Annotated in this window: 14 protein-coding genes; 7 read left to right on the top strand and 7 right to left on the bottom strand. The window is 46.3% G+C overall.

Features of this window, described 5'->3' with window-relative positions; genetic code table 11:
• Positions 1-48: 48 nt before the first annotated feature.
• Complete coding sequence (locus ACFPA1_RS24700) at positions 49-519, top strand: Dps family protein (protein ID WP_378586667.1); 471 nt, start codon at positions 49-51, stop codon at positions 517-519.
• 303 nt (positions 520-822) lie between these two features.
• Here the strand turns inward: ACFPA1_RS24700 and ACFPA1_RS24695 are convergent, their stop codons facing one another.
• From ACFPA1_RS24695 to ACFPA1_RS24675, 5 genes are all read right to left on the bottom strand, one after another.
• Positions 823-1,959, bottom strand: a complete 1,137-nt coding sequence (locus tag ACFPA1_RS24695) for a PP2C family protein-serine/threonine phosphatase (protein WP_378586664.1) — start codon at positions 1,957-1,959, stop codon at positions 823-825.
• Between the two features lie 219 nt (positions 1,960-2,178).
• Positions 2,179-2,970 carry an RNA polymerase sigma factor SigB gene (sigB, locus tag ACFPA1_RS24690; RefSeq protein ID WP_378586662.1) on the bottom strand — a complete coding sequence of 264 codons (792 nt, stop codon included), beginning with the start codon at positions 2,968-2,970 and terminating at the stop codon, positions 2,179-2,181.
• Positions 2,936-3,409 carry an anti-sigma B factor RsbW gene (gene rsbW, locus ACFPA1_RS24685; protein ID WP_213147998.1) on the bottom strand — a complete coding sequence of 158 codons (474 nt, stop codon included), beginning with the start codon at positions 3,407-3,409 and terminating at the stop codon, positions 2,936-2,938. The genes sigB and rsbW overlap by 35 nt, the downstream gene beginning before the upstream one ends.
• A 12-nt stretch (positions 3,410-3,421) precedes the next feature.
• Complete coding sequence (locus ACFPA1_RS24680; RefSeq protein ID WP_378586659.1) at positions 3,422-3,733, bottom strand: anti-sigma factor antagonist; 312 nt, start codon at positions 3,731-3,733, stop codon at positions 3,422-3,424.
• 180 nt (positions 3,734-3,913) lie between these two features.
• Positions 3,914-4,840, bottom strand: coding sequence for a magnesium transporter CorA family protein (locus ACFPA1_RS24675; protein WP_378586657.1), 927 nt, complete (start codon positions 4,838-4,840; stop codon positions 3,914-3,916).
• 125 nt (positions 4,841-4,965) lie between these two features.
• Here ACFPA1_RS24675 and ACFPA1_RS24670 point away from each other — a divergent pair, with 125 nt between their 5' ends.
• Positions 4,966-5,244, top strand: a complete 279-nt coding sequence (locus ACFPA1_RS24670) for a hypothetical protein (protein ID WP_378586654.1) — start codon at positions 4,966-4,968, stop codon at positions 5,242-5,244.
• Between the two features lie 215 nt (positions 5,245-5,459).
• A complete protein-coding gene (locus tag ACFPA1_RS24665; RefSeq protein WP_378586652.1) occupies positions 5,460-6,146 on the top strand; it encodes a hypothetical protein in 687 nt (228 codons plus the stop codon).
• 262 nt (positions 6,147-6,408) lie between these two features.
• Here the strand turns inward: ACFPA1_RS24665 and ACFPA1_RS24660 are convergent, their stop codons facing one another.
• Positions 6,409-7,707, bottom strand: coding sequence for a hemolysin family protein (locus ACFPA1_RS24660; RefSeq protein ID WP_378586649.1), 1,299 nt, complete (start codon positions 7,705-7,707; stop codon positions 6,409-6,411).
• A 72-nt stretch (positions 7,708-7,779) separates the two neighbouring features.
• Positions 7,780-9,282, bottom strand: coding sequence for a mechanosensitive ion channel (locus tag ACFPA1_RS24655; RefSeq protein ID WP_378586646.1), 1,503 nt, complete (start codon positions 9,280-9,282; stop codon positions 7,780-7,782).
• Between the two features lie 203 nt (positions 9,283-9,485).
• On the opposite strand from ACFPA1_RS24655, the gene ACFPA1_RS24650 reads away from it, so the two are divergent.
• From ACFPA1_RS24650 to ACFPA1_RS24635, 4 genes are all read left to right on the top strand, one after another.
• Complete coding sequence (locus tag ACFPA1_RS24650; RefSeq protein ID WP_378586643.1) at positions 9,486-9,734, top strand: hypothetical protein; 249 nt, start codon at positions 9,486-9,488, stop codon at positions 9,732-9,734.
• Positions 9,735-9,801: 67 nt separating this feature from the next.
• Positions 9,802-9,972 carry a CsbD family protein gene (locus ACFPA1_RS24645; protein ID WP_213147992.1) on the top strand — a complete coding sequence of 57 codons (171 nt, stop codon included), beginning with the start codon at positions 9,802-9,804 and terminating at the stop codon, positions 9,970-9,972.
• A gap of 48 nt (positions 9,973-10,020) precedes the next feature.
• Complete coding sequence (locus tag ACFPA1_RS24640) at positions 10,021-10,800, top strand: general stress protein (protein ID WP_378586639.1); 780 nt, start codon at positions 10,021-10,023, stop codon at positions 10,798-10,800.
• A 241-nt stretch (positions 10,801-11,041) separates the two neighbouring features.
• On the top strand, positions 11,042-12,139 hold the full coding sequence (locus ACFPA1_RS24635; RefSeq protein WP_378586637.1) for a GerAB/ArcD/ProY family transporter: 1,098 nt from the start codon (positions 11,042-11,044) through the stop codon (positions 12,137-12,139).
• Positions 12,140-12,146 lie beyond the last annotated feature (7 nt).

Raw genomic sequence — 12,146 nt, 5'->3', positions numbered from 1 at the left:
AGTGACGGGTATTTACTAAGTATCACCATGAAATGGGAGGTTATTAGAATGACAAATACTAGAATGAAAGCAAAGGATAAAAGCACACGTTTAACCAATACGATGAACAAGCAAGTGGCCAATTTCTCGGTCCTGTATATGAAATTGCATCATTACCACTGGTACGTAAAAGGGGAAAATTTCTTCACGCTGCATGTAAAATTTGAAGAATTGTACAACGAGGCGGCACTGCATGTCGACACCATCGCTGAGCGGATGCTGGCCCTGGGTGCGGCGCCGGCATCCACACTCGAAGAAACTTTAAAGCTTTCGTCGCTTGATGAAGCACTTGGCGAAGAATCCGCAAACGACATGGTTCAGACACTGGTTGATGATGTGAACACCATTTGCAGAGAGCTTAGCGAAGGCATTACAATGGCCGAGGAGCACGAAGACGAGCCAACCGCCGACTTGTTCACGGAGATTCGCGCTTCGTTGGAGAAGCATGGGTGGATGCTGAGGGCGTATTTGGCGTCGTAGCTGGCGGATAAGGGTTGGTTACTGGCACACGATGTTTCAACTTGCGGATAAGTGATGGCTACTTGCGCATACGGACGGCCTAATTGCGGATAGGGCCGTCTTACTTGCGGATAACGTTTGGCTACTTGCGTATGAAGTTCCAACTTGCGGATAAGCAGTTGCAACTTGCGGATAAACGTTTCTTACTTGCGATAGCGCGCATTACATGTCGGATAAAGTGTTATTACTTTCGCCCATAACCCATACCAACGTCCGATAGGGGTGTCAGCTCTCAGCCGGCACCCTCTCATTTTGCCCGTCCATCTAATTATTCGCCGAAATCATCACCAGGCACAAGTCATCCTTCTGGTCCTTCAGCGGCTCCGCGCCCGGCAGCAGCTGCTCGAGCAGGCGCTCCGGATTGTCGTTCTGCTGTAAACCGCTGATTAGCTTTTCCCATGCATCCTCGTATTCCTCCTCCAGCCATTCCGACAACCCGTCGGTAAACAGCAGGATCCGAGCACTTTCCTTATAAGAAATCACACCCTTGGTTACCTCTATTTTTTCAAAAAAACCAATTGCAGAAGAACCTTGGTCAAGCTGCTGCACTTCCCCATCAATCAGCGCAAGCCCTGCCGGATGCCCCGCATTCACATACTCGATGGTCTGTTTTTCCGTATCCAGCACAAAATAAATCGCAGTGAAATAATAGTTTATCAGACTTTCAGGCATATGCAGCTGATTCATGCGTCGATTCAGCTCCTGCATCACGGCATCCGGATCGCCCATTCCTGTAATCGCGTCCTTTAATGCAGAATATATGTACATACAGACAAGTGATGAGGATATCCCGTGCCCCATCATATCAAGCAAAATAACCCCATAGCGATGGGGGCTGATTTGGTACCAGGCGTACAGGTCGCCGGCCAGTTCAAAGGAAGGCCTATAAACGGCAGAAATCGTCACATCTTCGTTCACAAGCGGACTGCCCAGCACACTGCGCTGGACCTGCTTGGCCAGATCCAGCTCAAATTGAATCCGCTTATCTCGTTCCTTGCGCAAATTCTTCTCATGCTTTAGCCGCAGCACCGAGCGAATTCGCGCCAGCAGTTCAACCTTGTTGATGGGCTTCATGACATAATCGAGCGCTCCGGCATCCATTGCTTCGGCCATTTTATAGGAATCACCCATAGCCGAGACAAAAATAATCGGCAGGTCGTGGAAACGCTCGTTGGCGAGAATCGTCCGGCACGCCTCGATTCCGTCGATTTCCGGCATCATCAAATCCATCAGAATTAAATCCACCAGAACCTCTTGCGGTCTATCCGCCTCCAGCTGCAAATAGTCATAAACTTGCCGGGCTGATGTCAACAGCACCAATTTATCGTAACCCGCCTTCTGCAGGATTTTTTCTATAATCATCAGGTTTGTGCGATTATCGTCGACAATTACTATATTCATAGCTGCTCCCCCCAATCTTTTGATGCTTTTTTCAGCGTGCATCGAGGTCCTGTCTCGCGGCGATTACCCTTATTCCTTATCGGAGAGGCTGACCCTGGGTCGATCACGCGCCACCTCTTCGGCAGTTAGCCACAGTTTTTTTACCCAACCACCGCCTCATTCGGCAACTAGCCCTAGTTCTTTACCGCACCACCTCAAACGGCTGCTAACCCCAGTTCTTTACCGCGCCACCTCATCAGGTGCCTGACTCCCCAGTGCTCTCCGCAATTTTTTAAGCGCCTTCTTCTGCAGCCGGGAAACGTGCATTTGTGAGATTCCCAGAAATTCTCCGGTTTCCCGCTGGCTTTTGTTTTCGATAAACGTGCAATGGATGATCAGCTTTTCGCGCTCTGACAGTACTTGGAGCGCGTCTTCGAGCAACAGCTTCTGGTCGACTTTTTTAAAGCCTTCATCGGGGGCGCCGACAATATCCAATACCGTCACGGTGCTGCCGTCCGAGCCTGCTTCAATTGATTGGTCGACAGATGTAGCCTGATAGCTCTTGCCCATTTCCATCGCCTCCAGCACTTCCTCCTCGGAAATCTCCAGATACTCGGCAATTTCATGAACCTTCGGTGACCGCTGATACTGGTTGGTTAGCTCGTCCACCACGTTTTTTAGCTTCGGCCAAACATCCTTGACCCGACGCGGCACATGGACACTCCAGGTTTTATCCCGTAAAAACCGCTTAATTTCCCCAATCACGGTCGGGATCAAAAAGGACTCAAACGGCCGGCCAATGCTTGGGTCGAATCTTCTGATTGCCGATAACAGCCCAATCATCGCCACCTGCATGATGTCCTCGTGGAAGCTTTTCCCTTTTGAATATTTCTGCGCAATGCTTGCGACCAAAGCCGTGTAATGCTCGACTAAGATGTTCTGGGCTTCTGGACTTTCATTTTTTTGGAATTCGGCAATTAACGCTTCGATTTCTTCCTTAGTTCGTTTCATGGTTTGCGATGGCTGTGTCATGATTTTCACGCTCCCCGCCCAGATACTTCGCCATGAAGACCGTCACTCCGGAATTGTTCAACACTCGGACTTCATCCATCAGCGTTTCTATTAAAAATAGTCCTAACCCTCCCTCTGTCAATTGCTCCACAGTACTTGATTCGGTGTAAGGACCCAATTCATTTTTTGCCTGAATAAAATCAAAACTCTTGCCGCTGTCGGCTACAGCCATTTCCAACTTGTCCTCGTAAATGCCAAAGCCGACAATCACTTCTCCGCCCTCATCCTTGGTGTACGCATGCTGGACCGCATTTGTAACCGCCTCGCTTAAGGCAATTTTTAAATCCTCAATTTCCTCGTATGTATACCCCATCCGGCTCGCAATTCCCGATAACGTCAAACGCATGACACCCACATACTCCGGCTTGGCCGGAATTTTCATTTCAATATAATCCATCATATCGTTCTTCCCCTATCCTTTAATTTCCATAACATGACTCAATCCTGTAATTTGAAACAGCCGCTTCAGCCGCTCTGACATTTCAATCAGCCTTAGCTCGCCGTCATTATTTTTCAATTGCTTGAACAAGCCGACAAACACTCCTAAGCCTGTACTGTCCAAATACGATACGTCCTTTAAACCGATGGTAATCACCTTATTTTTTCCATCCACAAGTGCCGCTAATTCCTCCCTAAGCTTCGGTGCCGTAAACGCATCAATTTCCCCTGACACTTTAACTACTACTTCATTCTCATTTTGCTGCTTGTCTATCGTTAAATTCATCCATCCTCACCTCTACATGATTTATAGGGTATATACCCACGTTGTTTATATCTGAAACCTATTTTTTTGAAAAAATTTTTTCTAGTATTATACCAAAATATGCTAAAGGCCCGAATCGAGCGGATGGCCTAGATAAAAAGTGGGATATCCGCACAAAAAAACACGCCCTAAGGACGTGTCTTATTTAAAAAACGATCCTCTCTTTTTCCCTTTCAACAAGTCCCCTGTCCAGCCCTTCATTTTCAAATAGCCATATAATAGGGCGGTCGATACCACAATCAACAAGAGCGAAAAAATATAGCCAAAACGCCACTCGAGCTCCGGCATGTGCTTGAAATTCATCCCCCATAACGCCCCGAAGGCCATCACCGGCGTAAAAATGGTTGTCATCACTGTCAATGTTTTCATAATTTCATTGCCGCGATGCGAGGAAATGACCTCCTCTAGGTTGATCATCGCATCGAGCTCGTGCTCATATTCGCCAAGCAGCGCCATCGCCCGCTCAATCCGCCTGCAGGTGCTCTTATATACCTCGCTGTTGCCATGAAGATTGATCTCTTCAATCGCCATCCGCAGTTCTTTGATTGGAATTAACACGTTCTTCGCCACTAATAATTCATGCCGGCGAGTGTAGAGCAGCTCGAGAATCTTCGTCTCATTTCGTTTTCGAACACCCCAAATCAACGTTTTCAGCGCCAATTCAAACTTATCGATCTCCACGAGCAATCCATTGACAATTTCCCCGAGGAAAAATAAAAAGCCGTCCACGGCGTTTTCCGCACTGCCCAGCTGCTGTTGTATTTCTTCCTGCTCATCCCCCGGCAATTCCAGACCGACCGTTACCAGCAGGTCCTTTTTCAAATAAAAATGAAAGATTTTAAAGTCCCATTCCTCACTAAAATTTTGTTGATAAATCAGCGATCCTTTCAATACCTTTTCTCCGTTTTCAAGACTGCCGACCTTAACATAGTTGGTTTGATTTTTACGGGCATGTTCAAGCCAGGCATCCGAGGCAGGATCTTGAGGAAGCGGCGGATTGATATTCTCCAGCTCCATTTGGTGCAGCGACACCCATTTCCAATTCTGTTTGCCAAAGTAAGTCTCCAAACTACTCGCTCCCTTCTCAAAAACTCCTATTTTCTTTTTCTCCCCAAAAATTAGCCGCCCCAAACACGTTTCATGTGAGGGAGCTTGGGGTATGCATATAGAAAATCGATAAGGAGGCTTTTAATATGAAACGAGTTGTAGGTATAGGATCGATAGTGGCAGTAGGAGTAGGAGCTGGAGCCTCAGCGGCTGCGATGTGGCTATCAAATAAACCGAACCGCCTCAAAGCGGAAAGCTTTCTAAGAGACATGAAGCGAAAAGTGATGCCGACAGTCTTTGAAAAAGCGGAACAACTCCCAATCCATAAAGGCGGCCACCCCCACCCGCACGACATCGAAGACAACAAAATGGTAGACGAAGGCGCCACCTACGCCGTCCAATTCTACAACGAAAAAATGCAGTGATGCATGGGGACGGTTCTTTTTCTTTTGCCTCATTTTTAGAGTGATGCATGGGGACGGTTCTCCTGCCTCATTTTTGGGGAAGAAACAGCGAAATCGTTCACAAGTACCATCGAACTTTCATTAGTAGACCATTAAAACCAAATTCGAGGCTTATTAAAAAATGAGACAAGGGAAGCGCCCCTTGTCTCATTCTTCTGTCTTAACTGGAGGTGACCATGATAGCTGTTTTTCTATTCATTTATTTCGTAATCATTCTAACCGTGATTGAAATTTTTGTGATTTTGTTTCGTTTGACAGGGTTAAAGGTGGAGATATCGAGGTTTCAGGTGATTTCGATGATGACGGGGACAGGGTTCACGACTAAAGAATCGGAGTTAATCTCAGGGCATCCGATTCGCCGCAAGCTCGCCACCTTTCTCATCCTGTTTGGCGCCTTTTCCCTGGCCGTGATTATCTCTTCCATCAGCGAATTCCTTTCCAACGGACTGAGAACAAAGGAGATTCTTCTTAGTGCTGCGTCAGTCCTAATTGTTTTTGGCATCCTAAGGCAACGCCACGTTCAAAAGCACTTATCCAATCTTTTTAATCGAAAAATGAAACAAAACATCGAGCTCGCCGATCTGCCGATAAGGGAAGTATTTTTAAAAAACCATCAAGACACGATGCTTTTTCTTACCATTTACCAAGATTCCCAGCTTGCTAACTGTACCATCCGGCAGGTCCTTCCTAACATCGATGCCCTCGACCTTGAAGTCATGTTCATCAAGCGCGGTGATACTGTCATTCGAAAGAAGGTCTATGATAGTCCGCTCCATGAAGCCGATCAAATTCTGCTATACGGCAATAAGCAGGTGATGTTCGAAACATTCCAGCATGATATGGAGATTATGGAGAAACATTAGAGTTTACTGAACCTTAGACATTGTGTGCCCCGCTACTCCAAAAAGGCAACCATCGTAGGCAACCCGGATTAAAGACAATTTAGCTCAAATCCGGGCTGTTTTGTCTTTTAGAAGTGCTATCAAAGATATTTCTCCCTCAATTTCACACCATTTTGTCTTTTAAAGGCCTTATTAAAGACATTTTCACCCCAATTCCACTTCATTTTGTTTTTTAGAAGCCCTCTTGCATTAAAAAGTGAGGCATGAGAACCGTCCCCATGCCTCACTTTTGGACATCCAGATACATTATGTGGGATCCGTTTGCTTCATTAATTTTGAAGAGCCAGCCTTGGGTTTCGAGGGTGGCGCCGGTTCCGAGTTGGGGTGCGTTGTGTTGGGTGAGGAACCAGCCGCCGATGGTGTGGACGTCTTCGGCTGCTAAACTTGTGTCGAGGAGGTGATTGACCACGTCAATTGGAACTTTGGCATCAATTATATAGTGGTTTTCCGCTACCCGCCGAATGTCCGCGACTTCATCGGCATCAAACTCATCCCGCACCTCACCGACAATTTCCTCAATGATATCCTCAACCGTCACCAGCCCCGAGGTGCCGCCATATTCATCGTGCAAAATCGCCATATGAATTCGTTCCATCTGCATTTTGACCAGCAAATCATGAATCGGGATCGTCTCTATCACCGTAATCACCGGCTGGATGTACGATTTAATTTTCCAATTTTCATAGAGACCTTTATTCATCAATCTCGCTGTTAAAAACCTTTTTACGTTCAGCACCCCGATTATATGGTCCTTATCGCCTTCGACAACGGGATAGCGGGTATACCCCTCCTCCTTCAACTTTTGGAGCACCTCCTGAACGGGCTCATCGACCGAGATGCAGCTCATATCCAGCCGCGGCACCATAATTTCCTTGGCGGTCCGCTCATCAAATTCAAAAATATTGCTGACATATTGATATTCATTCTGATTAATCTCGCCCTGCTCCAAGCTTTCCGCTAGCAGCAGGCGCAACTCTTCCTCCGAGTGGGCCAGTTCCTGCTCCGTTGCAGGCTTGAAACCGAACAGGCCGACCAGTGCACGTGCCGAGCTGTTCAATGCCCAAATAAATGGATGCATGAGTTTGTTGAACCAGATCATCGGCCGGGCAAACAGCAGCGCAATCGCCTCCGCCTTTTGGATCGCCACGGTCTTTGGCGCCAGTTCCCCGACCACAACATGCAGAAAGGTAACCAAAACGAAGGCTAGCACAAAGGCTAGAAAATGAGAAACAGATTCATTTAAATGCAAGACGCTGAACAATGGATGCAGCAATTTTTCAACGGTCGGCTCCCCTAACCACCCGAGTCCTAGCGCCGTAACGGTAATGCCGAGCTGACAGGCCGAGAGGAATTCATCGAGCTTGCTGACGACCTGCTTTGCCGGCAACGCCCCCTTCTTCCCGGCGAGCACTAATTCATCAAGCCGCGACGGCCGTACCTTGACAATCGCAAACTCCACCGCCACAAAAAATCCCGTCAGGATAATCAAAACCGCGATTGTCACTAATTTAAAGATCAGCATTGACGTCTTCCCTCCTTTTTTAAAAAATAACAATCCGAAATCGGCTTATCGATTCCGGATTGTGATCTTCCATTATTGGTTGTTTCCTCCTTGGTCCAGTTTGTTATCAAGCTTGCGTAAATATTTCGCCGCAAATTCTTTGCCGCCGAGACCAAATGACAGGCCGAACGCCAGGGCCAAACCGCCTAAGAGGAGAATAAACGCTGCATTGACAATCGAATGGGCCACGCCAAGCTGATCGAGCGTCATAAAAATACTAACTGCAAAAATGGCATACTTAGCAACCACCGCTAGCGTACGGGCATAGCTTTTCTTAACCACATTTTTGACAATGCGCTCAGCCAGGTTCCCGACATACAGGCCAACCCCCAGAATCACCAGAGCGGCGAACAGCATAGGCAGGTAAGCCAGCACCGCCGACGCAAGGGTTACTAAGAAGTCCAAGCCAACCAATTGCAATGCTTCCACGGTAAATAACAAGACAATGACAATTTTCACTACCATACCGACAAGCTGGGAAAGGCTGTACTTCGCTGACTCAGGACCAGCACCACCACCGATACCCAGCTGGTGCAGCAAACCATCAAACCGCAGACGCCACAGCATTTGCGCAACCAGTTTTTCAACCCACTTGCCAAGCCAGATTCCCGCCAATATCAAGACGACTGCTACCGCGATATTTGGAATCAATGCCACCACTTTTTGCAGCATTGCAATCGCCGGTGCAGATACCCCTTGCAGGTCCAATTTTTCCAGAGCAGTAATAATCGTAGGAATTAAAATTAAGATAAACGCAATATTTCCGACGATCCCAGCCAGGTCTAGGCTCCCCTTCAGGCCAACCCGTTCGCCAAGCTTTTCACTGCCAATGCTCTTTAAAAAATTCGTTAAAATATCACGGACCAATTTCGCCAGCAGCCAGCCAATGAACATAATCAACGCGGCCGCAAACAGCTTCGGAATAAACGATAAGAAGCTTGTCAGAATTCCGGCAACCGGCTCTGATACGCCTTCGATTTGCAAGGCGCCAAGCACACCCGGAAGGAACAGCAGCAGGACGAAATAGAATAGCGCTTTGGAGATCTTCGCCACTTTTTCACGGCCATCGATTTCCGACTTCGCCATCTTCCATTGAGTCAACCTGTCTGGCAAATGAAGCGCCGCCGCCCCTTTTTCAAAGGCTTTACGCAGGACAGTCGCGACAATCCAAGCAAACAATAGAATTAATGCAGCTTTTAATACATTAGGTATCGCGCCGGTAATTGAAGACAGCATATGCACCAGTGGCGAAGCAATAAAGCTCAAGTTCAACATATTAAAGAAGATAATTAACACAAACACCAGTGATAGGTAGTAAACAATTTTTCCAATGATTTTTTCTGAAGAATACTTTCGGCTTCCGTAGCCAGAAAAAAGCTTGTCATCGAAGCTAGTTTTTTTGAGGGCCCTTTCCGTTACTTTCCCTATTTTTTTGGCCACCAGCCAGCCTACTATTAATAGAAGTAGTGCGAGGATTAAGATCGGCAGCCGATCCGTGTATATGTACCACTCGGCCAACATGTCCTTTACGTTCATATTCATCTCTCCTTTTTGTTTGTCGTGCTCTGATACGTATTTAACCCCGTTTGGAAAAATTGAAACCTCTTTTTCTAGCAGAAAAGTTTTTTCAAAAAAATGTTTCATCCTTTTTTTCGCTGGGAATATAGATGGTGCACGGCAAACGAACCGGGAGGCGTCAAGCTGATTTGGTTCGTTAAAAATTTTTGGGAGGGAATAGAATGATGTTGAATCGCAAGAATTTAGCTGTTGCCGGAATGGCTGCGTTATTGACATTTGGCGGGTTGGCCGGCTGCGGTGATGGCGTCGACCAGGATAATGGCCTTAGCGATGGCGAGCAAAAGGATCAGATTGATAACGATACAAAGGCCGACGCCAAAGGCACCATGAAAGAGGCAAAAGATAATATTAAGGAAGCAATGAAAGATGTCGAGCAGGAAATGAAGGAAAAAAGCAAAGAACAAAATTAAAATTTTTCTAAAAAGGTTTCACGGTAAACCGATTAGGGAAAGCAACAAATTAAAGGAGGTAAAAACAATGAATAAAGAAAAGGTAAAAGGCAGTGTTGATCAGGTAAAAGGTGAACTAAAAGAACAATGGGGCCGTTTAACGGATGACGAGTCCAAGGTCGTAGAAGGAAAGGTCGACAAGGCGAAAGGAAAGGTAAAGGAAGGATACGGAGAAGTCAAGGACAAGCTGTCGGACTAGTGTAAGCATGGCATCTAGTAATCTATTAAAAATAGAGGAGGAAATGAAATGGACAAGCATATGAAGAATGTGGTTGGTGTATATGACACGGAACAGGAAGCGATTAATGCGATTGATCGACTATTAGATCAAGGATACCACAAGAATGAAATCTCTATGATTGGAAAAAACGTTGAACAGGTTTCCGTGGACACAGGTACTGCGATAGAAGAAACCGCGGCGACCGGAGCAGCTGTCGGCGGTGTCCTTGGTGGAATACCAGGATTACTGGCAGGGGCGGGCGCGCTGGCTATACCGGGGATTGGCCCGCTTGTCGCGGCCGGACCGATTGCGGCCGGGCTGATGGGAGCCATTACCGGAGCTGGTATTGGCGGCTTGACCGGAGCGTTTGTCGGAATGGGCATTCCCCACGAAGAGGCGGAGTCCTATGAAAAGTCAGTTAAAGAAGGAAAAATTTTAGTATTGGTTGAAAAGCGCTGTGATAATCGAAATGACCGGAACTATTTACATGAGGATACCGAGCTTGATCACCCGCCATTAGTGGGAGTAGATGGGCGGAATCGGAATCTTAAGGAAGATGGATTTATTAAGGAGGGGCCGCCGTTTCAGGGTTCAAGCTATAAATCTAATGAATTTGGCTCGAACATGGAGGAAGAGTCGTCACTTAAAGATGACCGCACCTTAAAGAAAGCAAACAATAGCTCAATGGCCCAGGATTATTCTGAAATAAAGAAGCTTGGCCGTGAAATGGAACAACAACCTACAGAGGAAAAGCTCCGAGACGAACATCTTAAACCAGACCCGCTGCAATCAACTAAAAAAGCTTAAGATTCATTCACCCACTTACATCTACCATCCTAAAAAAGAGGCTTAGGCCTCTTTTTTGTGTGCATGAAGGAAGCATGGGGACGGTTCTCGTGCATCATTTTGCTGTTGATGAGACATGAGAACCCTCCCCGTGTCCCCTTCACATGCCCATCTCCCCCATGCATAAGGAACCACTTAATGGAAAATAGTAAATATGCGTGAATTAATTTCCAAATGGGTTTTTCCTTTTAAGGGTGATTGGATGAAAGTTGAAAAAATCAGCGGACTCCAGCTTTTTTATTTAATGACTGGGTTTGTATTAGGAACTGCGATGATTTTAGGGCTTGGCCATGAAGCAAAACAAGATTCGTGGATTTTTATTCTGATTGGTATGTCTTCCAGCCTGATTTTAATGGCCGTCTATACTCAATTGGCTTCCTATTATCCGGGTGATTCGCTGGCCCAGATACTTCCTAAACTGCTCGGGAAGTTTCTTTCCTATCCAATCATCCTGTTGTATATTTTCCATTTTACCTATTCGGCTGCCAGAGGGAGCAGGGAATTGGGGGAATTGATTGACTCGACCATATTAAGTGAAACCCCGTTGGTTGTGATCATCGGAAGCTTTATGGCACTGATGGTGTATTGTCTGCGGGGCGGAGTGGAAACGTTTGGCCGCATGGCCGAAATCGTCTTTCCAATTTACATATTTTCTCTCATTCTGATTTGGATTCTTTTGTTTAGTGTCGACCAATTTAGTTTAAAAAACCTCACTCCCATACTTGGAAATGGTGTAACACCAGTTTTAAAAAAAGCAGTCCCTACCGCAATCAACTTTCCATTCGGCGAAACCATTGTCGTCCTGTTGTTTTTCCCGTTTTTGACCCACAAGGGGCAGGTTCGAAAGATTGGCATGTCCTTCCTTCTTGTAGGAGGCGTCCTGTTAACGATCAATTCCATCATGCTGATTGCGATATTGGGACCGGAAATTTACAACTTCGACCTTTTTTCACTGCTCTCTGCGACGCAGATGGTTTCCGTCGCCGATTTCCTCGAGCGATTTGATGCTCTTGTTATTTTAATGATGGTATCTGGCGTATTTTTTAAGGTTGGTGGTTTCATTTTAGCGGCAGCTATTGCCACCTCTCATTTATTCAAATTAAAACAAACCCGTTCTGTCGTGCTGGGACTTGGTACCATCATTGTCCCTTTATCGTCGATAACCGCGTTAAGTTATGTTGAACATTTAGAATTTGGATTTAAGTTTTATGTCCCATATGTCCATACCGTTTTGCAAATTATTTTGCCGATTCTGTTTCTATGTATTGCCTTCATTCGTAAAAAACTAGGGTCTAAATAGGTGGTGC

Origin of the sequence: Neobacillus sp. GCM10023253 (assembly GCF_042653105.1) — a bacterium.
Lineage (GTDB): Bacteria > Bacillota > Bacilli > Bacillales > Cytobacillaceae > Neobacillus > Neobacillus citreus.
The sequence above is the reverse complement of the archived record's forward strand: the minus strand, read 5'-3'. Positions and strand labels throughout refer to the sequence as shown.

Excerpts from the sequence above, each read along its gene's own strand:
- ACFPA1_RS24700 (WP_378586667.1), top strand. The coding sequence starts at position 49 with ATGACAAATACTAGAATGAAAGCAAAGGATAAAAGCACACGTTTAACC.
- ACFPA1_RS24695 (WP_378586664.1), bottom strand. The coding sequence starts at position 1,959 with ATGAATATAGTAATTGTCGACGATAATCGCACAAACCTGATGATTATA.
- sigB (WP_378586662.1), bottom strand. The coding sequence starts at position 2,970 with ATGACACAGCCATCGCAAACCATGAAACGAACTAAGGAAGAAATCGAA.
- rsbW (WP_213147998.1), bottom strand. The coding sequence starts at position 3,409 with ATGATGGATTATATTGAAATGAAAATTCCGGCCAAGCCGGAGTATGTG.
- ACFPA1_RS24680 (WP_378586659.1), bottom strand. The coding sequence starts at position 3,733 with ATGAATTTAACGATAGACAAGCAGCAAAATGAGAATGAAGTAGTAGTT.
- ACFPA1_RS24670 (WP_378586654.1), top strand. The coding sequence starts at position 4,966 with ATGAAACGAGTTGTAGGTATAGGATCGATAGTGGCAGTAGGAGTAGGA.
- ACFPA1_RS24665 (WP_378586652.1), top strand. The coding sequence starts at position 5,460 with ATGATAGCTGTTTTTCTATTCATTTATTTCGTAATCATTCTAACCGTG.
- ACFPA1_RS24660 (WP_378586649.1), bottom strand. The coding sequence starts at position 7,707 with ATGCTGATCTTTAAATTAGTGACAATCGCGGTTTTGATTATCCTGACG.
- ACFPA1_RS24655 (WP_378586646.1), bottom strand. The coding sequence starts at position 9,282 with ATGAACGTAAAGGACATGTTGGCCGAGTGGTACATATACACGGATCGG.
- ACFPA1_RS24650 (WP_378586643.1), top strand. The coding sequence starts at position 9,486 with ATGATGTTGAATCGCAAGAATTTAGCTGTTGCCGGAATGGCTGCGTTA.
- ACFPA1_RS24645 (WP_213147992.1), top strand. The coding sequence starts at position 9,802 with ATGAATAAAGAAAAGGTAAAAGGCAGTGTTGATCAGGTAAAAGGTGAA.
- ACFPA1_RS24640 (WP_378586639.1), top strand. The coding sequence starts at position 10,021 with ATGGACAAGCATATGAAGAATGTGGTTGGTGTATATGACACGGAACAG.
- ACFPA1_RS24635 (WP_378586637.1), top strand. The coding sequence starts at position 11,042 with ATGAAAGTTGAAAAAATCAGCGGACTCCAGCTTTTTTATTTAATGACT.